Origin of the sequence: Pseudomonas sp. MPC6 (genome assembly GCF_006094435.1) — a bacterium.
Classification (GTDB): domain Bacteria; phylum Pseudomonadota; class Gammaproteobacteria; order Pseudomonadales; family Pseudomonadaceae; genus Aquipseudomonas.
In genome coordinates, this window is the sequence record NZ_CP034783.1 from 708,798 (window position 1) to 731,239 (window position 22,442).

Here is a 22,442-nt window from a genome sequence, read left to right on the forward strand (position 1 = left end):
ACGGGTGGCTGAACCCCAGCCCGTCGCACCTGGCTTCTGTGCAGTCTCTCAAATGCGTGAGATTGCGTTATGGATGGTATTTTCCTGCAGCAACTGGTCAACGGCCTGACCCTCGGGTCGGTCTATGGCCTGATCGCCATCGGCTACACAATGGTCTATGGCATCATCGGCATGATCAACTTCGCCCACGGCGAGGTTTACATGATTTCCGCTTACCTCGCGGCAATCAGTCTGGCTCTGCTGGCATACTTCGGTATCGAATCCTTCCCCCTGCTGATGCTCGGCACACTGATCTTCACCATCATCGTCACGGCGGTGTATGGCTGGGTCATCGAGCGCGTCGCCTATAAACCGCTGCGCAACTCTACCCGACTGGCCCCGCTGATCAGCGCCATCGGTATTTCCCTGATCCTGCAGAACTATGCACAGATCGCCCAGGGCGCCCGTCAACAAGGCGTGCCGACACTGCTCACCGGTGCATGGCGAGTTGAAGTCGGGACCGGCTTCGTTCAGCTCACCTACACCAAGATCTTCATTCTGGTCGCAGCGTTTGCCGGGATGGCCCTGCTGACCTACATCATCAAGTACACCAAGCTCGGCCGCATGTGCCGCGCCACCCAGCAAGACCGCAAGATGGCCTCGATCCTGGGGATCAACACCGATCGCGTGATTTCCTACGTGTTCATCATCGGTGCCGCGATGGCGGCCCTGGCCGGCGTGCTGATCACTATGAACTACGGCACATTCGACTTCTACGCGGGCTTCATCATCGGCATCAAGGCGTTCACCGCCGCGGTGCTCGGTGGGATCGGCTCGTTGCCCGGGGCAATGCTCGGCGGGATCATTCTCGGGATCTCCGAGTCGCTGTTCTCCGGATTGGTCAACTCGGACTACAAAGACGTCTTCAGCTTCTCGCTGCTCGTTCTCGTTCTGGTCTTTCGGCCCCAAGGCCTGCTCGGCCGTCCTCTTGTGTCGAAGGTGTAAGCGATGTCTTCAACCACTAAAAAAACCATTGATCTCAAAAGAAGCCTGGTTGACGCGATTCTCGCCGGCCTGGTGGCCCTGATTGTGTTCGGCCCGATTGTTGGCGTGGTCCTGGACGGCTACGGCTTCAACCTGGAAACGACCCGGGTGGCATGGATTGTCGCCATCGTCATGGCGGGCCGCTTTGCCCTGAGCCTGTTCCTGCAAACCCCCAAGGGCTTGAAGATTCTCGAAGGTTTCGAAAGCACCGGCTCCGGGGTGCATGTACTGCCGCCGGACTACAAGACCCGGTTGCGCTGGATCATTCCGGTGGTGATCGTCGTCGCCGTGGTGTTCCCGTTTTTCTCCAACTCCTACCTGCTGGGCGTGGTCATCCTCGGGCTGATCTACGTGCTGTTGGGCTTGGGGCTGAACATCGTGGTCGGCCTCGCCGGCCTGCTCGACCTGGGTTATGTGGCGTTCTACGCCATCGGTGCCTATGGACTGGCGCTCGGTTATCAATACCTGGGGCTCGGTTTCTGGACGGTGCTGCCGCTGGCGGCGATCACGGCTGGCCTGGCCGGTTGCATCCTGGGTTTCCCGGTGCTGCGACTGCACGGTGACTACCTGGCAATCGTGACCCTGGGCTTTGGTGAAATCATCCGGCTGATCCTTAACAACTGGCTGTCCCTGACCGGTGGCCCGAACGGCATGGCGGCGCCGTTGCCGACCTTCTTCGGCCTCGAGTTCGGTAAGCGAGCGAAGGAGGGGGGCGTTCCGTTCCATGAGTTTTTCGGCATCGCCTATAACCCGGACGTGAAGTACTACTTCATTTATGCGGTGTTGTTCCTGGTGGTGCTGGCCGTGCTGTACGTCAAGCATCGCTTGACCCGCATGCCGGTCGGCCGCGCCTGGGAAGCCTTGCGCGAAGACGAAATCGCTTGCCGCTCCATGGGCCTGAACCACGTGCTGGTCAAGCTTTCGGCGTTCACCATCGGCGCATCGACGGCTGGTCTGGCTGGCGTGTTCTTCGCCACTTATCAAGGTTTCGTCAACCCGACCTCGTTCACCTTCTTTGAATCGGCACTGATCCTCGCCATCGTGGTACTTGGCGGCATGGGCTCGACCATCGGCGTGGTCATCGCCGCATTCGTGCTGACCGTGGCCCCGGAACTGTTGCGCGGCTTCGCCGAATACCGCGTATTGCTGTTCGGCATCCTGATGGTGTTGATGATGATATGGCGACCGCGCGGCCTGATTCGGATCAGCCGTACCGGTGTGACGCCACGTAAAGGAGTAGCGCCATGAGCGAAGTCGTACTCTCGGTCGAGAAGCTGATGATGCACTTCGGCGGCATCAAGGCATTGAGCGATGTCAGCCTGAAAGTGCACCGCAACTCGATCTTCGCCTTGATCGGCCCCAACGGAGCCGGCAAGACCACCGTGTTCAACTGCCTGACCGGGTTCTACAAAGCCTCCGGCGGCAGGATCGAACTCAATACCCGTGGCAAGCGAACCAACGTGATCCAGCTGCTGGGCGAATCGTTCAAAGCCGTCGATTTCGTTTCCCCGAAAAACTTCATCAACCGGCTGCGCTACAAAATGTTCGGCGGCACCCACCTGGTGAACCGGGCAGGCCTGGCGCGCACGTTCCAGAACATTCGCCTGTTCAAGGAAATGTCGGTGCTGGAAAACCTGCTGGTCGCCCAGCACATGTGGGTCAATCGCAACCTGCTGGCCGGTATCCTCAACACCAAGGGCTATCGCAAGGCCGAAAGCGATGCACTGGACCACGCGTTCTACTGGCTGGAAGTGGTGGACCTGGTGGACTGCGCCAACCGTCTGGCCGGCGAGCTGTCCTACGGCCAGCAACGCCGCCTGGAAATCGCCCGGGCCATGTGCACCCGGCCGCAGATCATCTGCCTCGACGAACCGGCTGCCGGTCTCAACCCTCAGGAAACCGAAGCGCTGAGCGCGATGATCCGGCTGCTGCGCGACGAGCACGATCTGACCGTGGTGCTGATCGAACACGATATGGGCATGGTCATGAGCATTTCCGATCACATTGTGGTGCTGGACCACGGCATCGTCATTGCCGAGGGCGGGCCTGAGGCCATTCGCAACGATCCCAAGGTGATTGCCGCCTACTTGGGCGCCGAAGAAGAGGAGGTGGTATGACCCAACCCATCCTCGAGCTCAAGGAACTGGACGTGTTCTACGGGCCGATCCAGGCCCTGAAGAAAGTCTCGCTGCACATCAACGAAGGGGAAACCGTCAGCCTGATTGGCTCCAACGGCGCCGGCAAATCGACGCTGCTGATGTCGATTTTCGGTCAGCCACGGGCGGCAAGCGGGGCGATCGTCTATCAAGGGGTGGACATCACCCACAAATCGTCCCACTACATCGCCTCCCACGGCATTGCCCAGTCGCCGGAAGGTCGGCGGGTATTCCCCGACATGACAGTCGAGGAAAACCTGCTGATGGGCACCATCCCGATCGGTGACAAGTACGCCACCGAAGATATGCAGCGCATGTTCGAGCTGTTTCCACGGCTCAAGGAGCGTCGTACCCAGCGGGCCATGACCATGTCTGGTGGCGAGCAGCAAATGCTGGCCATCGCCCGGGCGCTGATGAGCCGGCCGAAACTGCTGTTGCTCGATGAACCTAGCCTGGGGCTGGCGCCGATCGTGGTGAAGCAGATTTTCGCCACCCTGCGGGAGCTGGCGAAGACCGGCATGACCATCTTCCTGGTCGAGCAGAACGCCAACCACGCCCTCAAGCTGTCGGACCGGGCCTACGTGATGGTCAACGGCGAGATCCGCATCACAGGCACCGGCAAGGAGCTGCTGGTCAACGAGGAGGTGCGTAACGCTTATCTCGGCGGGCACTGAACCGTTGAGTAACCAAAAAACGCCCTGACGAACTCAGGGCGTTTTTTTATGCCCCCGGTAAATCTGTTCACCCTTGTAGGAGTGTCAACCCGTAGGAGGAAATCAAGGAAGTCACAAGGTAAAGCGAAATTGTGGAAAACAATATTCGCGACCTCTCAAAGCGCGACATAAAGCCGCTGCAAATAGTTGTTTTGTCACAGTTTTGACTTGTCCCCGTTTGCTGTGGAGCTGGCTGTGAATAACGTGGGAGTAGCTGGCTGAAAGCCTTTGAAAACGTGGTCTGCAGGGTTGTGGTTGTTTTTTGATCAAGCGTTTTTTTCGGACGGTGACCCGACTTTGTCAACCTTTTTGTTGGCAGCAAAAACACGTTGGAATGTGCCCGGGCAGCCTGTGGATAAGTCTGTGGTTAAACTCTGGAAAGACTCCGCTGGAGGCCGTAGTTACTGGCTTGGCGCCATCGTCGGTTTTACCCCGGATCGTGCAAAATGCCTTGGGGCTGCACGGCAGGACAGCCAGGGTCAAGCAAAAAAGTTTCAAAACTGCTCGCCAAGCCTTGTACACAGCGGCTTTCAGCTTTTCCACTTGCCCCCGGAATGTGTGGATGGGGCTGTGGATAAGGTGCGCGCACATGGCTGCAAGCCACAGTGGGTAAGGCGTTCGTCGTGTTGATCATTTTTTGCACAGAATCGCGATCGTGGAATGGTTGCCGGTGAGAGCGGGGCGGGGCATGCTGCCAGCTGATTTTCTATCCCAATGGCTGTCTGTCAGCCGAAGCAAGGAGAACACGATGTCCAACACCCTGTTTATTACCGGCGCGACCTCCGGTTTTGGTGAGGCCTGTGCCCGTCGTTTTGCCGACGCCGGCTGGAAACTGGTGCTGACAGGCCGTCGTGAAGAGCGCCTCAATGCCCTGTGCGCCGACTTGTCGAAACAGACCGAGGTCCATGGCCTGGTGCTCGACGTGCGTGATCGCAAGGCCATGGAGGAGGCGATAGCCAATCTGCCGCCTTCGTTCGCCAAACTGCGCGGGTTGATCAACAACGCGGGCCTGGCCCTGGGGGTTGACCCGGCGCCCAAATGCGATCTCGACGATTGGGACACCATGGTCGACACCAACATCAAAGGCCTGATGTACAGCACGCGCCTGCTGTTGCCGCGCCTGATCGCCCATGGTCGCGGTGCCAGCATCGTCAACCTCGGCTCCGTCGCCGGCAACTACCCGTATCCGGGCAGCCATGTGTATGGCGCGAGCAAGGCGTTCGTCAAACAGTTCTCCCTGAACCTGCGCTGCGACCTGCAAGGGACCGGCGTGCGCGTCAGCAACATCGAGCCGGGCATGTGCGAGAGCGAGTTTTCACTGGTGCGTTTCGCCGGTGACCAGGAGCGTTACAACGCGACCTACGCCGGTGCCGATCCGATCCAGCCACAAGACATCGCCGAAACAATTTTCTGGGTACTCAACGCCCCGGCGCACATCAACATCAACAGCCTGGAGCTGATGCCGGTGAGCCAGACCTGGAGCGGGTTTGCCATAGAGCGTAATAGCGACAGGGCATAAGACCGTGTAACCGCCAATCGCGGGCAAGCCCGCTCCCACAGGGTTTGTGCCGGTTCACTACAATGTGAACGGCGCAAAACCCTGTGGGAGCGTGGCTTGCCCGCGAAGGCGATTTCTCATTCAACGAAGATAATCGGCCAATCCGCCATAACAGGTCGCCAAGTGATAGGGCGTGGTCGAAGGCATATCCTGACGACTCACTTCACCCTGCTCATCCCGACACTCGTACCAGCCCTCTGCATGCAGATGGCGCTGCTGCAATGCCTGTAACTGCTGTAGCAGCGCATTCTCGCTGCCCGGGCGCAGGGTCAGGGCGCGCAGGTACTCGGCCTGAGCCCAGATTCGTTGGGTGGCATCCTTGGAAAGTCCCTCCAGAGTGAGCATCGCCCGCACTGCGCCGGTCTGTCGATCGACGCCCAGTTGCTCGGTGAACGCGAAGGCGCGCTCCAGTGACGTGTGCAATGCCGAACCGTGCAGTAACGGCGAAGACTCCAGCAGGAAATACCATTCGAACTGATGCCCCGGTTCAAACCAGTTAGCCTCGGCCCCCAGCGGTTTTTCCATCAACACATCGTGGTGCGGATCGATAAAACGCTCGTGCATGGCAGTGCATAAATCAACGAGCGCGTCTTGCACGGCGTTGTCTTCACGTACCGACAACGTGGCGAGGAAGGCTTCGGCCAGGTGCATCAGAGGATTCTGCAGCGGTCCGGTGTCGAGCGATGACCAGTCACGATCAAGGCTGGCTTCGTACAGGCCGTCACCCGTGGCGAAATGCTGCGCAATCGTTGCCAGTGCCGCGTTGAGCACCGACTCCACCTGCGGTTCGCGAACTTTGTCCCAGTAATGGGCGCAGGCGAAGAGGATGAATGCGTGGGTGTAGAGGTCTTTGCGCTGATCCAGCGGGGCTCCGTGCGGGTCGATGCTGTAGAACCAGCCGCCGTGCTCGGTGTCGTGAAAATGCGTTTGCAAGGAGTGGAACAACGCTGCGGCGCGCTCTTCGGCGGCCGGCACCTGGCCGATCAGGCTTGAAAACAGATACAACTGCCGCGCGCAGGCCATTGCCCGATAGCGTTGAGGAGGCAGCGGTAGATGACTGGCGTCCAGTGCTTCGTACGGCAACGCCATATCGGGGTTCCAGCCGGGTCCTTGCCAGAGCGGCACGATCACGTCCAGAAAGTGCTGTTGCACCCGGGCGAACAGTGCGGTCAATTCAGGCTGGGAGGCGGAGCGGGAAACTGGCGGCATTGGCTGGCGTCGTCACGGCAGGTTGATTGCGCGACATGTTAGCAGAGAGGTCGGCCCGAGCGATGTCTGTCAGGCCGCCTTCGCGAGCTTGCTCGCGAAGAGGCCATCACAGGCGATAAAAAAATCAGCCCGCCAGCAACCAGGCCCCAGTCGCCGCCGAACCCGCACCCACCAGCCGAACCAGCGGTGCCGCCGCCTGAGGCAACACCCGCACCACCGCATAACCCGCCGCATGCAATGCCGCAGTCGCCACTACAAACCCCGCCGCATACGCCCAAGGACTCGACATGTCCGGCAACTCCAACCCATGCGCCACGCCATGGAACAGCGCGAACACCGCGGTCGCGCCCACCGCCAGGCTCAACGGCGGACGCACTGCCAGGGCTACCGCCAGACCCAACGCCAACACCGATCCCGCAATCGCGCTTTCCAGCGCTGGCAGCGCCAGCCCTTCAAAGCCCAAGAGCCCGCCGATCAGCATGGTGCCGACGAATGTGCAGGGCAAAACCCACCGCGCGGCGCCTTTCTGCTGCGCAGCCCACAGCCCGACTGCAACCATCGCCAGCAAATGATCGAGGCCTGCGATCGGATGGCTGATACCAGCGATCAAACCGTTATCGCCATGACCCGGGTGGGCGAATGCGACGGCCGGAGTCAGCAGCAGGGCCATGGCGCCCAGAATGCGTTTAAGTGTCATGGATAAGCTTCCTTGTTGATAACAGTTGAGCGAGATCAGGCCCCGGTCAGCAGGCCCTGGCGTTCGATGAAGGCGATTATTTCCTCCAGTCCCAAGCCGGTTTTCTGGTTGCTGAAGACAAACGGCTTGCCGTTACGCATGCGTTTGGTGTCGCTGTCCATCAGTTCCAGCGACGCGCCTACCAGCGGCGCAAGATCGATTTTATTGATCACCAGCAGATCGGATTTGCAGATCCCCGGCCCGCCCTTGCGCGGCAGCTTGTCGCCAGCCGACACATCGATCACGTAAATGGTCAGGTCGGACAGTTCCGGGCTGAACGTCGCCGAGAGGTTATCGCCTCCGGACTCAACCAGAATCAGGTCCAACCCGGGAAAGCGACGGTTCAGTTGATCCACGGCCTCCAGGTTGATCGAAGCGTCTTCGCGGATCGCCGTATGCGGGCAGCCGCCAGTTTCCACTCCGATGATCCGCTCCGGCGCCAGGGCTTCGTTGCGCACCAGGAAGTCGGCGTCTTCGCGGGTGTAGATGTCGTTGGTCACCACCGCCAGGTTGTAGCGGTCGCGCAGCGCCAGGCACAAGGCCAGGGTCAGCGCGGTTTTGCCGGAACCGACCGGGCCGCCGATGCCGACACGCAGAGGTTGTGTGTTCATATGATTCTCCAAATTAAAAGGCCCTAGGAACGAAACAGGCGGCTGTACTGGCGCTCATGGGCCATGCACGCCAGCGACAAGCCGAAAGCGGCGCTGCCACAGTGTGCGGGGTTGATTCGGGTGGTGTTTTGCTGAGCCTGTTGCAGCAATGGCAGCAGTTCGCTGGTCAGGCGTTGCGCGGCTTGCTGGCCCAGGGGCAGGGTTTTCATCAACACGGCCAGTTGGTTTTCCAGCCAGCTCCAGAGCCATGCCGCCAGCGCGTCCTGCGCACTGATGTGCCAGGCGCGAGCGGCCAGCGCCCAACCGAGGGCCAGGTGCGGTTCGGGGTGTTGTTCGAGGAAGGCGCGGGCCGGGGCATCCAGTTCTGGCAAGCCATTGAGCAGTTGCTGCAGGGAATAGCCCATTTGCCGGCTTTCCTGGTGCAGCTCGCGGGTTTCCCGGCTCGCACGATGCTCCTCACAACGCTGTAGCAGTTCGCCCCAGTTTTCCTCGGCCGCAGCCGTGCAATGGGCGAGCAGTAGCGGCGCTTCAAAGCGTGCCAGGTTCAGCAGCAGTTGATCGCTGATCCAGCGTCGCGCACTGTCGGGATCATTGACACGGCCGTTATCCACAGCCATTTCCAGGCCTTGGGAATAGCTGTAGCCACCAATCGGCAATTGCGGACTGGCCAGACGCAGCAGGGCCCAGGCTGGATTCATGAACGCACGCCGAACTGGTGCAGCTTCGGCGGGTAGTTGAACGCTTCGTCACCATGGCGTGAATGGTGATGGCCCCCGCCATAGGCACCGTGTTCCGGCTGAAACGGCGCCTCGCAGCCCTCGACCCTGGCCCCCAGTTGTTCGAGCATGGCCTTGAGCACATAGTCATCGAGCAGACGCAGCCAGCCATCCCCGACTTGCAGTGCGACGTGGCGGTTGCCCAGGTGATAGGCGGCGCGGGTCAGTTCGAAGGCATTGGCGCAGGTGACGTGCAGCAATTGTTCGGCTCGGGCGCGGACGCGAACGATGCGCCCGTCTTCGCTTAGCAGACATTCGCCGTCATACAGCGGCGGTTGACCGCGCTCCAAAAACAATCCGACGTCTTCACCCTCGGCACTGAAACAGCGCAGACGGCTTTTGCTCCGGGCTTCGAAAGTCAGGTGCAACTCAGCGGCCCAGACAGGTTGAGGGTCGATTCTGCGATGAATCACCAGCATCGGAAGGCTTCCAACTATGAACAATAGTCAGGCTAGAGCAAGGGGCTTGCCAATGAAGCGATGTGTAGGAAAAAGGCGTTGAAGCCTGTAAGACGTTTGGCGGTGAAGTAGAAAACTGAATTAATTTGGTGCGAGGACGAGTGCGATGCACCAATTTGCGGCGCACGCTCAACTCGTCCACACACGGTCGGAGCTACTCGGTACTGCCGAGCCCCTGCCAATGCTTCAATCCGATAAAGATGAACCGCAACTGCTGGGTAATCTTCACCTGCGGTGTCAGGTGTTCGGGCAGCGCCTGCGTCGGCGGATCAATGATGTCTGGCAAGGTCGCAAACACGCTCTTGACGATCAGATCGGCCATCACGCTGAGCGCGGCGATATCGAGGTGTTGCAGTTTCGGCATCAGCGACAGATCAGTGGCCAGGTCCGAACTGATGTCTTCGCGCAAACGACCGATGGCCAGGCGCACCGGCAGCGAGCCACCGTATTGCTCCCGGGCCAGAAACAGGAATTGCGAACGATTGGCCGACACCACATCGAGAAAGATTCGTACGGAGGCGTCGATGATGCCGCCCATGACAAACTCGTTGTGGCGCACCAGGCGGATGGTTTCGCGGAAGGTCTGGCCGACTTCGCTGACCAGCACCAGGCCCAGTTCATCCATGTCGGCGAAATGCCGGTAGAAGCCGGTAGGAACGATGCCGGCGGTCCTCGCCACTTCGCGCAGGCTCAGGCTGCCGAATCCTCGGCCGCATTCCATCAAGTGGCGGGCGGCGTCCATCAGGGCGTTGCGGGTCTGTTGTTTCTGTTCGGCGCGGGGCAGCATCGCAAGGGTGTTTTTCTGGAGAGGGACAGCGGCGCACTCTAGCAAATAGGCTTTGCCGGCGTCGAACGTCTATCGGAGGATCTTGCGGGAAAGTACGGCGTGTATAAAGAGAAATGCCATAACGTCAAAAGCCCAATCCGTGAATTGGGCTTTTTTTCAGGGCCACCATGGGCTTAGCTCAAGGCGCTGTTGCGTTCGATGACGCGGTCACCACCACCTTCAGCCAGGGTTTGACCTTGTGGAGTGCGATCGGAACCGTCGGCAGCCAGGGTTTGACCTTGTGGAGTGCGATCGGAACCGTCGGCAGCCAGGGTTTGACCTTGTGGAGTGCGGTCGGAACCGTCGGCAGCCAGGGTCTGGCCTTGTGGGGTGCGATCGGAACCGTCGGCAGCCAGGGTCTGGCCTTGTGGAGTGCGGTCGGAGCCGTCAGCTGCCAGGGTCTGGCCTTGTGGAGTGCGGTCGGAACCGTCAGCAGCCAGGGTCTGGCCTTGTGGAGTGCGGTCCGAGCCATCTTGAGTGATCAGGCCTTTTTCTTTCAGGCGATCATTGCCACCTTCGGCAATGGTTTGACTGAACACAGAGTGGCTGGTTTTGACTTGCGGAGTGGCCTGGTCAGCAGCCGGCAGGGCAAAAGCAGTGCTGGCCAGCATTGAGAGAGTAAGGCTAAGCAGTAATTGGCGTTTCATGATTGGATGCTCCGTAGGAGGGCGATAAAGTGGGTACGAGGGCAATGTTACTCTCGATAAGTCGATATAAAAGTTCATAAAGGCAATGGTAATAATCAACGGAATTGATTGTTCGCTAAGAAGGCTCTAGATCGGGTGTTTCCGAAGGACCGTTTTGCACAGGTGTGGGTATTTTCGACCCACATCCGCCACACAAACGTGCGTGTGCGGTAACGCTGGAGGGGAGGGTAAGCACGCGACCGAGCGGCTATTTGTGTGCGAATCAATCTTTCTATTAAACCTGCGGCCGGTTTTTCAGTCGTAGATTTCAGGGCAGGCCGGTTCTGGCCTAACGTTTCACACGTGCGTCGCAGTCAGGGCGCTCAGTCGTATCAGGAGCTCTGTGCAATGACGCGCACTCGTAAAATTCTTCTCTGGACGGTCGCCAGCCTGGTTGTTCTGCTGGCCGTACTGGTTCTGGTCATCGCGTTCTTCGATTGGAACCGGATCAAACCTCCACTCAATGCCAAAGTGTCTGAAGAGCTGCACCGCCCGTTCGCCATCAATGGCAACCTGGCGGTCATCTGGCAGCGCGACCCCGACGAAGGTGGCTGGCGGGCGTGGGTGCCGTGGCCGCATGTAGTGGCCGAGGACCTGAGCCTGGGCAACCCGGACTGGTCGAAGCAGCCGCAGATGGTCACCCTCAAGCGCGTCGAACTGCGCATTTCACCTGTGGCCTTGCTGGCCCAACGCGTGGTGATCCCGCGCATCGACCTCACCGGACCCAATGCCCAGCTGCAGCGTCTGGCTGATGGCCGCGCCAACTGGACATTCAAGTTCGATCCCAAGGATCCGGACGCTGAGCCTTCGAACTGGGTGGTGGACATTGGCGCGATCGGCTTCGACAAGGGCCACGTCACCCTCGACGACCAGAGCCTCAAGACACAACTTGACCTGATCATCGACCCGCTGGGCAAACCGATTCCATTTAGCGATATCGTCGGCGACAAGGCGGCGAAAACCGCGCAAGAGAAGGGCGCCACCCCCCAGGATTACGCGTTCGCCCTGAAGGTCAAAGGCCAATACCACAATCAGAAACTGGCAGGCGAGGGCAAGATTGGCGGCCTGCTGGCCCTGCAGGATGCGGCCAGGCCGTTTCCGCTCCAGGCCCAGGTCAAGATCGCCGACACCAGTGTCGAGCTGGCTGGCACCCTGACCGATCCGCTGAACCTCGGTGCGTTGGACTTACAGCTGAAACTGGCCGGTGCCAGCCTCGGCAATCTCTACCCGTTGACCGGCGTGACCCTGCCGGATACACCACCCTATGCCACCGACGGTCATTTGATCGCCAAGCTGCATGAGCCTGGTGGCGCCGTGTTCCGCTACGAAGCGTTCAACGGCAAGATCGGCGCGAGCGACATCAATGGCAGCCTGGCCTATGTCGCCAGCCAGCCGCGGCCGAAACTCAGTGGCTCGCTGGTTTCCAATCAGTTGCTGTTTGCCGACCTGGCGCCATTGATCGGCGCCGACTCGAACGCCAAGCAAAAAGCCCGTGGCGGCGAAAGCAAGCAACCGGCGGACAAAGTCTTGCCGGTCGAAGCCTTCAAGACCGAGCGCTGGCGCGATATGGATGCCGACGTCGAATTCACCGGCAAACGCATCGTCCACAGCGAAAAACTGCCGTTCAACGACCTCTATACCCATGTGGTGCTGACCGACGGCGTGCTCAGCCTGGAACCGCTGCGCTTTGGTGTGGCAGGTGGCAAGCTGGATGCGCAGATTCGTCTGAACGGTCGCACCGAGCCGTTGGAGGGCCGGGCACAGCTCACGGCACGCGGCTTCAAGCTCAAGCAGTTGTTCCCGACGTTCGAACCGATGAAAACCAGTTTCGGTGAGCTCAATGGCGACGCCGACATCACCGGGCGTGGCAACTCGGTGGCCAAATTGCTGGGCAGTGCCAACGGCAACCTGAAGATGCTGATCAATGACGGCGCCATCAGTCGCGAGTTGATGGAGCTTGCCGGGCTGAACGTCGGCAACTATGTGGTCGGCAAGATCTTCGGCGACAAGGAAGTGAAGATCAACTGCGCGGCCGCCGATTTCGACATCAAGACCGGTCTGGCAACCACGCGGCTGTTCGTCTTCGACACCGAGAACGCGATCATCTATATCGATGGCACGGCGAATATGGCGACTGAACAACTGGACCTGACCATTTCTCCGGAATCCAAGGGGTGGCGTTTGATCTCGTTGCGTTCGCCGTTGTACGTGCGCGGCAAGTTCATCAAGCCGGATGCGGGTGTGAAAGCCGTTCCGCTGTTACTGCGCGGCGCCGGGATGGTTGCGCTGGGTGTCATTGCCGCGCCAGCGGCAGGACTGCTGGCGTTAATAGCACCGAGCGGGGGCGAGCCTAACCAGTGCGCACCGTTGCTGGAGCAGATGAAAGCGGGCAAGGCGCCGAAAACGGTATAAGGCTGAAAAAGCTCAAGCAATGATCTGTAGCAAGCTTGATCGCTCGCTATGGATCGTTGCAGTAGGCATTTCCAAGGTCGCCGATCAGCGGTTATTGTGGATTGTTGAGTGCCTCAGGCGCTGGGTTCTATCAATATTTTTTAAATATTAAACATAGAGGCGTAATGGTCGGGGGCTTGGTAATAACCTGTCATGCATGAACGGTGGAAAGTACAGCTCGGGATGATAAGTTGGAGCGGTCGGTCATCTGGCTGATCCCGAATAATACTTACATGGAAGTTTATATGACTATTTTAGTACCCAGTGCTGAAGAGAGCATGGCTTTTTTTGCAGGCGCACAACTCGCCCCTCTGGTTAACAGGCGCAACCAAATCAGATCCTTTGCCGCGTTGAACGGTGAAGCAGTTGCCAAATCTGATTTTCTAATAGGTGATAATGCACCGGTAGCGATTGGGTTTACCGACAATCTTGACGAAGAAAAAAAGAGTGCGGCGGCGGACAGTATCCATTTTGCAGAGCGCTATGCTGATTCATACTCCGATCGGAAAAAGACATCTGTTGAATGGCACACGAAATACGCTGAGGCATTGAAACATTGTGGCTGGTCGCTGACTAATTCCAAATATCAGGAGCAAGAGGTCAAGCAAACGAATGTCACAATGGATTCCATTGTCCTGGATCTGGTCAAGGCAGTTGCTGGCCGTAACGCACCGGCGATGCTGACAATGTTGGGGCAGGCCTTTGACAAAATGAAATCCGATGACGAGCTTGTCACTTTATTCGATCGTAATAGCAAAAGCGGCAACGACGCAGACTTCAGGCTCGTCCCTTGTCTGCAAACCCCCGGAGGGACAGCAGTTGCTGCCTTCGTGGCGGTGGATTGCAATCTTTCAGCGTCGCAGGGCGGCGCCTGGTTTTGGAAGTGGAAATTTTCAAATTTGAAAATGAAAAGAGTAGCTACTGTCATGGAGCTCAATTTGCGTATGCATGAGCGCAGGAAGGATCAAATCATGGAGGCCCTTGATATAAGTTCGGACGAATTTTTTAAGGGTGTCAAGCTCAAGTGATGGAAGCGCTATTGGCTGCAGGATGAGCAGCCCGTTTTTAAAAGAGGCAGTTTGGAGAACAATATGATCAAGGATGATGTTGTTGTAGTGGCGGGTAATGTGTTGTCCGTTTCAAGCGATGTTGTTGATCCTTGGAAAGAAGCTGTGATCAGCTCGCTGCTGTTCTCTCGGCTCTATGCTAATTCACAAGCTGACAGGTTTGCCCAAGCGCAGCAATGGTATAAAGATTACGATGATGCCTTGGGGCGTTTGAAGTGGGAGCTTAAGGCTAATAGGAGTAATGATTTTGAGCCCATGGAAGGCAGTGTCATCGTGGTGAAAGATCTGATTAAAACCCAAATGGTGGATGCTTTAGGCTCAGCTCAAGCTGAGCAGTTTGAGCGACTGATGCGCAGTATTGAACTCGCCTCGAGCGCGGAGATGCTCGCCGCGCAGGTTGGGGAGCATGCAGTGGTCAAGGTGGCTGTGAATGACATTCATGAGGCTTCATGTTTGGCCCTGCAGCTGTGTTTGGTGGGGCAGGGGCCCCTCATTTGCTCGGTGTTTGTTCGCTTTGACACCACTCAAGAGGTTGATTTTGATTTTTTCAATCAGAATTTCATGAGTGAACATATTGCAGGCAAGGTCAGTGTGGACGTTTCGCTGCGAGTGCTAAACAAAGTGAGTTATGAAAAAAGTCGAATGCGAGAGATTATTGCAAGCAAGCTTCCTGAAGCAGGAGAGCTCGCAGGTGCTTGATCTCTCTTGATAACTGTTTCTTTGGTTGTTTATTGCCGAGCACGGTATGCCCTTGTTTTACCTGTAAGAAGTTGGGGCTTCGCGCCAGCCCAACTTCTTACGTGCCTCGGCCTGGATTCAGTACGGTGATGTGGAATGACAGGGTTACAATTTGTTGTCGGACTTTTAATGATTTGCTTTTGTTTCTTTGGCTTTCTGTTGTCATGAATGGGAGCGGCCTTACTGCGTTACTGATGCGCAATAAGGCTGCTTTTTCGTTATAGATCTTTCAGAATATCGGCCATGTCATCCGCATGCTCTTCTTCCTGAGCCAGGATGTCTTCGAAGATGCGCCGGGTGGTAGGGTCTTGCTCGCCAATGTACTGAATGATCTCGCGGTAGCTGTCGATGGCGATGCGCTCGGCGACCAGGTCTTCGTAGACCATTTCCTTGAGCGAGTTGCCGGCCACGTACTGGGCGTGGGAGTTTTTCGACAGCAGGTCGGGGTTGAACTCGGGTTCGCCGCCCAGCTGCACGATGCGTTCGGCCAGGCGGTCGGCGTGTTGGGCTTCCTGGGTCGCGTGTTCGAGAAATTCGTCGGCGGCGACGTGGGCTTTCAGGCCGTTGGCCATGAAGTAGTGGCGCTTGTAGCGCAACACGCAGACCAGCTCGGTGGCCAGCGATTCGTTGAGCAAGCGCAGGACTTCTTCACGGTCGGCGCTGTAGCTTTCGGTCACTGCGCCGTTTTCGACGTTCTTGCGGGCACGCTCGCGCAGGGTGGTTACATCGGACAAATGCATATCGCTCATCTCGATCTCCTGGAGGCTGATCCGTTTTGCGTCACCTTCTGAGGAAGTGATCGCTACTTAAGGTGTGAGTAATGAGGGACGCAAAAAGTTTTATGTATTTTGGCATTGGAAACGATTGCAGCCTGCGCCAGGCGCTACAGGGAAATGCGCGCGGGGAAAGCCTGCGATCCGGGCACCAGGCCAGATAATCGGACTTCTTCCTGCAACCATGCAAAGAACGCCCGGACCGGCGGATGCCGTTCGCGCCCCGGCACGCAAAGAGCGCTGTACCCAGCCCCGTTGACCTGAATGTCGCCCCGGTAAGGCACCAGTAAGCCGCTGGACACACTCTCGGATACCAGAATATTGCTCGCCAGCACCAGGCCTTGCCCGGCGATGGCGGCTTGGAGGGCGTAATGTTCTTCGTCGTACTCCCGGACCGCCGGTTGCCCCGCCAGCCAGGTTTCGCCGGACTGCGCGCACCAGGCAACCCAGCCATGGGCATAGAGCCTGGAGTTGTGCCAGCTTACGCTGATCAGCGTGGGTGCCCGCTGCCCGGCCAGGGCCACTTGTTCGGGTGAGCCATAGACACCGAAGGATTCATCGAACAGGCACAGGCCATAAAGGTTCGGATAGTCATCGAGGCTGTAGCGCACTGCCAGATCGACGCTGGCGTCCTGATGCAAGTCGATGACTTCGCAATGAGTGTCGAGCCGCAGGCTGATCGTGGGGTGGCGGGCGTAAAAGCGTCCAAGACGTGGCACCAGCCAGAGGGCGGCGAAAGCGGCGGTGGTGGATATCGTCAGGCTCGCAACGCTGCGTTGCGGACGCAAGGTGTCGACGCTTTGCGCAATTTCCAGCAAGGCGCCGTGCAGGCTGTGGAATAGCCGTTCACCGCGCGCGGTAAGGCGCACTTGTCGTGGCAGCCGCTCGAACAGCGGCACACCGAGCCAGCTCTCCAGCGAACGAACCTGATGGGAAACCGCGGTTGGGGTTACCGAGAGCTCTTCAGCAGCAGCCTTGAAGCTCGACAAGCGTGCAGCGGATTCAAAGGCACGCAGGGCAGTGAGCGGTAGCGAGGCAAACATATGAATAACTCCATGAATGAAATTAATTCATCCAGAATGATTTTTGTTCATTTGAAGAGGGACGGCTTCGCGCCACAGTCTGCAAGGCACAAGCAGATCGAGTTTAATCCTTCAGGAGAATCAGATGAAAAAAATTCTAGCTGTTCACGCCAGCCCCCGTGGCGAGCGTTCTCACTCCCGGCGCTTGGCTGAGGTGTTTCTTTCGGCCTGGCAGGCCAGCCACCCGCAATCACATTTGACCCGCCGTGAAGTCGGCAGGAGCCTCATTCCGCCGGTCAATGAAGCCTTTGTCGCCGCGGCGTTTTATCCCGAACCCGAGGCGCGACCTCTGTCGATGCAGGCCGATCTGGCGTTCAGCGATGAACTGGTTGGCGAGCTGCTAGGCCATGACTTGCTGGTCATCTCCACACCGATGCACAACTTCAGCGTGCCCAGCGGCCTGAAAGCCTGGATCGATCAGATCGTACGGCTTGGCTTGACCTTCAATCACACCCTGGACAACGGCGTCGCCCAATATGAACCGTTGGTACGGGGGAAAAAAGCCCTGATCGTCACCAGTCGGGGCGGATTCGGTTTCGGGCCGGGTGGTGAACTGGAAGCCATGAACCATGCCGATCCGTTGCTGCGCACGGCGTTGGGTTTCATTGGCATTACCGACCTCACGGTGGTGGCTGCCGAGGGCGAAGAGTCCGCCGGGCGCACTTTCCAGATTTCCGCGGCCGAGGCCGAGCAGCGTTTACTCACACTGGCCAGGGAGTTCTAGATGGCCTGGCTGTTTTTGCTGATCGCCGCCGGGTTCGAAGTCACCTTTGCCATGGGCATGAAGTACGCCGATGGCTTCACTCGACTTTGGCCCTCGCTGATCACGGTGGCCGCCGCGGTGGGCGGGATTTACTTCCTGACCCTGGCCATGCGCGAGCTGCCGGTGAGCATCGCTTATCCGATCTGGACCGCCATTGGCTCACTGGGCACCGTATTTCTAGGGTTCGCGCTACTCGGAGAAAGCCTGACGGCCGTTAAAATGGTATCGGTGGGGTTGATTGTGGCGGGTGTGGTGGGGTTGAAATAGGGCGGTTGTCATAGACTGGTCGTCCAGTTGTCACCTTCGATGTCGAAGCTTGGCGGATGTCTTGCATCGCGCCTTGCCTCACCTCACCGATCACAAGGATGTTTGCCCATGTCGCAAGGTTCGGCCACGCGCTATCCGTTGGTTCTGGTTCCGGGAATGCTCGGGTTTATCTGTCTGCTGCTCTATCCGTACTGGTACGGGATTGTTTCGGCGTTGCGCCGGGATGGGGCAACGGTGATTGCGGTGCAGGTCTCGCCGCTCAACTCGACCGAGGTGCGCGGTGAGCAATTGCTGGCGCGGATCGAAGAGATCGTGCGGGAGACCGGTGCCGAGAAAGTCAATCTGATCGGCCATAGCCAGGGCTCGCTCACCGCCCGTTATGCCGCCGCCAAACGCCCGGATCGAGTCGCCTCGGTCACATCGGTGGCCGGGCCCAATCACGGTTCGGAGCTGGCGGACTACCTGCACAAACACTACCCGGCAGACAGCGCCAAGGGTCGCCTGCTCGGTGTTTTGCTGCGGCTGATCGGCGCGTTGATGAACCTGCTGGACACCGGTTATCGCGGGCCGAAACTGCCAGTGGATGTCCCAGCCTCGCATCAATCGCTGACTACTGCAGGCGTGGCGCTGTTCAATCAGCAATATCCGCAGGGGTTGCCGCTAACCTGGGGCGGGCAGGGGCCTGAAGTGGTCAACGGGGTGCGTTATTACTCCTGGTCCGGGACCTTGCAACCGGGTAAAACCGATCGCGGGTCCAACCTGTTTGATGGGACTAACCGAAGCTGTCGCTTGTTTGCCAGAACATTCGTGCGCGAAGTCGGGCATTGCGACGGGATGGTCGGGCGATACAGTTCGCATCTCGGTACGGTGATTGGTGATGAGTACCCGCTGGATCACTTCGACATCGTCAATCAATCGCTGGGATTGGTGGGCAAGGGCGCGCAACCGGTCCGGTTGTTTGTCGAGCATGCGGCGCGGTTGAAAGCGGCAGGGGTTTAGCAGGTCGACCGAATCATCGTTCTTCGCGAGCAGGCTCGCTCACATTGGACTCGGTTGCCCACAGAGTCTGCTCGCGAATGACATCAGATCAGGCAGCGCAAGGCCTACGGCGCAATACGGTGGTCCAGCGCTCCGAAACAATCACCCCGGCCAAGGTCAGGACCCCACCCACCAGGTGATACATCGCCAATTGCTCGTGCAGCACCACCGTCGCAATCAGTGCCGTCATCAGCGGCAGCAGATTGAAAAACAGTGTGGTCCGGCTCGGCCCCAGGCGCATAACCGCCTGCATCCAGGCCAGCGGCGCAATCATCGAAGCGAGCAGGCAGGCGTACAACACCAGCGGAATGTTCTGCAGGGTCAATCCGATTTTCGGTGATGTGAGAAACAGCGGAAACAACACGACTACCGCCACCAGTACTTGCAAATACAGCAAGACCAGCGGCGGCAAGCGCAATTGCCACTTTTTCAGCAGGGTGCTGTAGATCGCATAGGCCAGGGTGGCGATCAGCATCATCGCGTCGCCCAGATTGACGCCGTGATCCAGCAAGGCGCCGAGGCTGCCGGAGGAAATCACCACCAGCACCCCGGCAAACGACAGTACCGCACCGGCCAACGCCCCGGCAGTCAGGCGCTGGCCCAGGCTGACGATGGCCATGGCCAGTGACATCAGCGGCATCAGTGACAGGATGATCCCCATGTTTGTGGCCGAGGTCAGCGTCGCGGCGAAATACGCCAGGCTTTGATAGACCGCCATGCCCAGCACGCCGAGGATGAAGATCTTGCCCAGGTTCGGGCGGATCGCCGGCCAATGGGCAATTACCGGTTTGAGCATGAACGGCGTGAACAGAATCCCGGCCAGCAGCCAGCGATAGAAGCCAATCTCGGCGGGGAAAATCGCTCCAGCCGACATTTTGGTGATCACGGTGTTGCCGGCCCAGATGAAAATGGCCAGCAGGGGATACGCGTATTGCATTGGGAAAAACCAGAACGTTAATGAGGGATGATTATCGCCTGTCTGGATTAATGCCTATACTGCGATCCAGTCAATCTGCCACTGATTCCGGACAGCGTGAACAGTAAACACATCGATCTGCTGGATTTCAGCGTGCTACCGGCCCCGGTCTATTTCCGCTACGCCGACTTCAACTCCCACGAGTACGCCTCGGCCCACCGTCATCCGTGGGGTACCCTCGAGTATTCGGCCAATGGTGTGATGCACATGGAGATCGGCCGCACCCGCTTCATGTCGCCACCGCAGTACGCGGTGTGGGTGCCGCCGCAGGTCGAGCACAGTTTCCGCAGCAATCAGCCGATCAACTACCGCGCGGTCTGTCTGGCACCCCTGCTATGTCGTGACCTGCCACAACAGGCCTGCACCCTGGCGATCAGCGATATTCTGAAGGCGATTCTCAAGGACTTCGCCACGCGGGATGTGAAGATTCCCGAGTGCGACGCCGACAAACGTCTGGCTCAGGTGCTGGTGGATCAACTGCAACTGGCCCCGGTGCATGAGTGCTATTTGCCCTACGCCAGCAGCCCGGGATTGCTCGGCATTCTGGAAGCCATGCACGCCGAACCTGGAGATCATCGCCCCCTTGCAGACTGGGCCGCGCAAATCCATGTCAGTGAACGCACGCTGGCGCGCCAGTTCGTGCGCGAGTTGGGCATGAGTTTTGGCGAGTGGCGCCAGCGGTTGCGCTTTCTGGCGGCGATTGAAGCGCTGGACAGCCATCGCAGCATCCAGGAAATCGCCTTCGATATGGGCTACAGCACTGGGTCGGCGTTTATCGCGATGTTTCAACGCCAGTCCGGATGCACGCCGGAGCAGTATCGACGCAGCCAGCTGGAGAGCCGATGAAGGTGTAACAGGAGTTGTCTACACTGCAGAGCGAGGCCGCGCCCCTCGCTGCGGCAACAAGGAGAAAACTCCATGAAGATGTTGCATGTCCCTTTGTTGATGATCGGTGTACTGATGTGCGCCCAGAGTTTCGCCGCCACTGACCAACAGAACAAGATGACCACTTGCAACGCCGACGCCACCGCCAAAAGCCTCAAGGGCGATGAACGCAAGGCCTTCATGAGCACCTGCCTCAAAGCGGCGCCGGCAGCGGAGGCCGCCAAACCCATGACTCCCCAGCAACAAAAGATGAAAACCTGCAACGCCGATGCCGCGACTAAAGCCCTCAAGGGTGATGAGCGCAAGGCGTTCATGAGTGACTGTCTGAAGAAAAAATAATCGACTGGGGGCGAGATATTTGCGGTGACTGTACTGGCCCCATCGCGGGCAAGTCCGCTCCCACAGGGGTCTCGAATGTCTGCACATTCTTTGTTCAGCACAGATACCGTGTGGGAGCGGGCTTGCCCGCGATGAGTCCTGAAAGATTACTGAAAGTCCCACTAAGGTCAGACCCACACAATCCCTAGTGCTGTCACCGGAACGCTGGCAGACTGCCAATCCTTTTACGCCGTTCGTTTTGAGGCTGTATGCCAACGTTTTCTCAACGCCAAGTCTTGCTGATAATCAGTTGGGTCATCATCTTTGGTGGTTTGCTGCTGGTGATCCCGTTGCGACTGCTGCCCAGCCTGTTGGCCGGTCTGTTGGTGTTCGAACTGGTCAATATGCTCACCCCGCAGTTACAGCGGCTGATCGAAGGCCGGCGTGCGCGCTGGCTGGCGGTGGCGTTGCTGGGCACATTAGTGGTGAGCGTGCTGGCGTTGATCTTTGCCGGCGCCATCAGTTTTCTGCTGCACGAGGCGGAAAACCCTGGGGCTTCCCTCGACAAATTCATGGGCGTGGTCGACCGGGCGCGCGGGCAACTTCCGCCGTTCATCGATGCCTATCTGCCTGCCAGTGCCGCCGAATTCCGCGTGGCGATCGGCGAGTGGATGAGCAAGCACCTGAGCGACTTGCAACTGGTGGGCAAGGACGCGGCGCACATGTTCGTGACGCTGCTGATCGGCATGGTGCTGGGCGCGATCATTGCCTTGCAGCGGGTGCCGGACGTGACTAAGCGCAAGCCTCTGGCCGCCGCCCTGTTCGATCGTCTGCACCTGCTGGTCCAGGCGTTTCGTAACATCGTGTTCGCCCAGATCAAGATTTCCCTGCTCAATACCTTCTTCACCGGGATTTTCCTGGCGGTGGTCCTGCCGATGTTCGGCATCAAGCTGCCACTGACCAAGACCCTGATCGTGCTGACCTTCCTGCTCGGCCTGTTGCCGGTGATCGGCAACCTGATGTCGAATACCCTGATCACCATCGTCGGTTTGTCGCTGTCGATCTGGGTGGCGGTGGCGGCGCTGGGTTACCTGATCGTTATCCACAAGCTCGAATACTTTCTCAATGCGCGCATAGTTGGCGGGCAGATCAGTGCCAAGTCGTGGGAGTTGCTCTTGGCAATGCTGGTGTTCGAGGCCGCGTTCGGCCTGCCGGGGGTGGTGGCGGGGCCGATTTATTATGCGTATTTGAAGAGTGAGTTGAAGCAGGTGGGGATGGTTTGATCAGGTATTGATCTGACTGTGGCGAGGGAGCAAGCTCCCTCGCCACAGG

Annotated in this window: 24 protein-coding genes; 14 read left to right on the forward strand and 10 right to left on the reverse strand. The window is 58.6% G+C overall.

Annotated features, from left to right (window positions below; genetic code table 11):
• Nucleotides 1-69: 69 nt before the first annotated feature.
• From ELQ88_RS05165 to ELQ88_RS05190, 5 genes are all read left to right on the forward strand, one after another.
• Complete coding sequence (locus tag ELQ88_RS05165; RefSeq protein WP_064675641.1) at nucleotides 70-984, forward strand: branched-chain amino acid ABC transporter permease LivH; 915 nt, start codon at nucleotides 70-72, stop codon at nucleotides 982-984.
• A gap of 3 nt (nucleotides 985-987) precedes the next feature.
• On the forward strand, nucleotides 988-2,271 hold the full coding sequence (gene livM / locus ELQ88_RS05170; protein ID WP_064675642.1) for a high-affinity branched-chain amino acid ABC transporter permease LivM: 1,284 nt from the start codon (nucleotides 988-990) through the stop codon (nucleotides 2,269-2,271).
• A complete protein-coding gene (locus ELQ88_RS05175) occupies nucleotides 2,268-3,140 on the forward strand; it encodes an ATP-binding cassette domain-containing protein (protein ID WP_138963999.1) in 873 nt (290 codons plus the stop codon). Before livM ends, ELQ88_RS05175 begins: the two co-directional genes overlap by 4 nt.
• Nucleotides 3,137-3,853, forward strand: coding sequence for an ABC transporter ATP-binding protein (locus ELQ88_RS05180; RefSeq protein WP_128874320.1), 717 nt, complete (start codon nucleotides 3,137-3,139; stop codon nucleotides 3,851-3,853). Before ELQ88_RS05175 ends, ELQ88_RS05180 begins: the two co-directional genes overlap by 4 nt.
• A gap of 787 nt (nucleotides 3,854-4,640) precedes the next feature.
• Complete coding sequence (locus ELQ88_RS05190) at nucleotides 4,641-5,411, forward strand: SDR family oxidoreductase (protein WP_128874321.1); 771 nt, start codon at nucleotides 4,641-4,643, stop codon at nucleotides 5,409-5,411.
• 120 nt (nucleotides 5,412-5,531) lie between these two features.
• On the opposite strand, the gene ELQ88_RS05195 is transcribed toward ELQ88_RS05190, so the two are convergent.
• From ELQ88_RS05195 to ELQ88_RS05225, 7 genes are all read right to left on the reverse strand, one after another.
• On the reverse strand, nucleotides 5,532-6,659 hold the full coding sequence (locus ELQ88_RS05195; protein ID WP_128874322.1) for an AGE family epimerase/isomerase: 1,128 nt from the start codon (nucleotides 6,657-6,659) through the stop codon (nucleotides 5,532-5,534).
• A 124-nt stretch (nucleotides 6,660-6,783) separates the two neighbouring features.
• Complete coding sequence (locus ELQ88_RS05200) at nucleotides 6,784-7,356, reverse strand: HupE/UreJ family protein (protein WP_138964001.1); 573 nt, start codon at nucleotides 7,354-7,356, stop codon at nucleotides 6,784-6,786.
• Between the two features lie 35 nt (nucleotides 7,357-7,391).
• Nucleotides 7,392-8,006, reverse strand: a complete 615-nt coding sequence (gene ureG, locus ELQ88_RS05205; RefSeq protein ID WP_128874324.1) for an urease accessory protein UreG — start codon at nucleotides 8,004-8,006, stop codon at nucleotides 7,392-7,394.
• Nucleotides 8,007-8,029: 23 nt separating this feature from the next.
• Nucleotides 8,030-8,704, reverse strand: a complete 675-nt coding sequence (locus ELQ88_RS05210; protein WP_128874325.1) for an urease accessory UreF family protein — start codon at nucleotides 8,702-8,704, stop codon at nucleotides 8,030-8,032.
• Nucleotides 8,701-9,201, reverse strand: a complete 501-nt coding sequence (gene ureE, locus ELQ88_RS05215; RefSeq protein WP_128874326.1) for an urease accessory protein UreE — start codon at nucleotides 9,199-9,201, stop codon at nucleotides 8,701-8,703. Before ureE ends, ELQ88_RS05210 begins: the two co-directional genes overlap by 4 nt.
• 193 nt (nucleotides 9,202-9,394) lie before the next feature.
• The gene (locus ELQ88_RS05220; protein ID WP_128874327.1) at nucleotides 9,395-10,027 is read right to left on the reverse strand and encodes a TetR family transcriptional regulator; all 633 of its coding nucleotides are present in this window, start codon (nucleotides 10,025-10,027) and stop codon (nucleotides 9,395-9,397) included.
• A gap of 173 nt (nucleotides 10,028-10,200) precedes the next feature.
• On the reverse strand, nucleotides 10,201-10,713 hold the full coding sequence (locus tag ELQ88_RS05225; protein ID WP_138964003.1) for a hypothetical protein: 513 nt from the start codon (nucleotides 10,711-10,713) through the stop codon (nucleotides 10,201-10,203).
• A 387-nt stretch (nucleotides 10,714-11,100) separates the two neighbouring features.
• Between ELQ88_RS05225 and ELQ88_RS05230 the strand changes: the two genes are divergently transcribed.
• The 3 genes from ELQ88_RS05230 (at nucleotide 11,101) to ELQ88_RS05240 (ending at nucleotide 14,969) form a co-directional block, all read left to right on the forward strand.
• The gene (locus tag ELQ88_RS05230) at nucleotides 11,101-13,164 is read left to right on the forward strand and encodes an AsmA family protein (protein ID WP_138964005.1); all 2,064 of its coding nucleotides are present in this window, start codon (nucleotides 11,101-11,103) and stop codon (nucleotides 13,162-13,164) included.
• 284 nt (nucleotides 13,165-13,448) lie between these two features.
• Nucleotides 13,449-14,231, forward strand: coding sequence for a hypothetical protein (locus tag ELQ88_RS05235; RefSeq protein WP_128874330.1), 783 nt, complete (start codon nucleotides 13,449-13,451; stop codon nucleotides 14,229-14,231).
• A gap of 63 nt (nucleotides 14,232-14,294) precedes the next feature.
• Nucleotides 14,295-14,969, forward strand: a complete 675-nt coding sequence (locus ELQ88_RS05240) for a hypothetical protein (protein WP_138964008.1) — start codon at nucleotides 14,295-14,297, stop codon at nucleotides 14,967-14,969.
• 257 nt (nucleotides 14,970-15,226) lie between these two features.
• On the opposite strand, the gene ELQ88_RS05245 is transcribed toward ELQ88_RS05240, so the two are convergent.
• Both ELQ88_RS05245 and ELQ88_RS05250 read right to left on the reverse strand, forming a co-directional pair.
• The gene (locus ELQ88_RS05245; RefSeq protein WP_064675658.1) at nucleotides 15,227-15,757 is read right to left on the reverse strand and encodes a ferritin-like domain-containing protein; all 531 of its coding nucleotides are present in this window, start codon (nucleotides 15,755-15,757) and stop codon (nucleotides 15,227-15,229) included.
• A gap of 134 nt (nucleotides 15,758-15,891) precedes the next feature.
• Nucleotides 15,892-16,824 (reverse strand): LysR substrate-binding domain-containing protein, encoded by a 933-nt coding sequence (locus ELQ88_RS05250; RefSeq protein WP_138964010.1) that lies wholly within the window; start codon nucleotides 16,822-16,824, stop codon nucleotides 15,892-15,894.
• Between the two features lie 124 nt (nucleotides 16,825-16,948).
• Between ELQ88_RS05250 and ELQ88_RS05255 the strand changes: the two genes are divergently transcribed.
• From ELQ88_RS05255 to ELQ88_RS05265, 3 genes are all read left to right on the forward strand, one after another.
• Nucleotides 16,949-17,587 (forward strand): NAD(P)H-dependent oxidoreductase, encoded by a 639-nt coding sequence (locus ELQ88_RS05255; RefSeq protein ID WP_138964012.1) that lies wholly within the window; start codon nucleotides 16,949-16,951, stop codon nucleotides 17,585-17,587.
• Nucleotides 17,588-17,893, forward strand: coding sequence for a multidrug efflux SMR transporter (locus tag ELQ88_RS05260; RefSeq protein WP_128874334.1), 306 nt, complete (start codon nucleotides 17,588-17,590; stop codon nucleotides 17,891-17,893).
• 108 nt (nucleotides 17,894-18,001) lie between these two features.
• A complete protein-coding gene (locus ELQ88_RS05265; RefSeq protein ID WP_138964014.1) occupies nucleotides 18,002-18,892 on the forward strand; it encodes a triacylglycerol lipase in 891 nt (296 codons plus the stop codon).
• A gap of 88 nt (nucleotides 18,893-18,980) precedes the next feature.
• On the opposite strand, the gene ELQ88_RS05270 is transcribed toward ELQ88_RS05265, so the two are convergent.
• Nucleotides 18,981-19,868 carry a DMT family transporter gene (locus ELQ88_RS05270; RefSeq protein ID WP_128874336.1) on the reverse strand — a complete coding sequence of 296 codons (888 nt, stop codon included), beginning with the start codon at nucleotides 19,866-19,868 and terminating at the stop codon, nucleotides 18,981-18,983.
• Between the two features lie 96 nt (nucleotides 19,869-19,964).
• Between ELQ88_RS05270 and ELQ88_RS05275 the strand changes: the two genes are divergently transcribed.
• From ELQ88_RS05275 to ELQ88_RS05285, 3 genes are all read left to right on the forward strand, one after another.
• Nucleotides 19,965-20,753, forward strand: a complete 789-nt coding sequence (locus ELQ88_RS05275; RefSeq protein ID WP_128874337.1) for a helix-turn-helix transcriptional regulator — start codon at nucleotides 19,965-19,967, stop codon at nucleotides 20,751-20,753.
• 72 nt (nucleotides 20,754-20,825) lie between these two features.
• Entirely contained in the window at nucleotides 20,826-21,131 is a 306-nt protein-coding gene (locus ELQ88_RS05280; RefSeq protein WP_128874338.1) for a PsiF family protein, read from the forward strand.
• Nucleotides 21,132-21,379: 248 nt separating this feature from the next.
• Nucleotides 21,380-22,393 (forward strand): hypothetical protein, encoded by a 1,014-nt coding sequence (locus ELQ88_RS05285; RefSeq protein WP_128874339.1) that lies wholly within the window; start codon nucleotides 21,380-21,382, stop codon nucleotides 22,391-22,393.
• The last annotated feature ends 49 nt before the right edge of the window (nucleotides 22,394-22,442 follow it).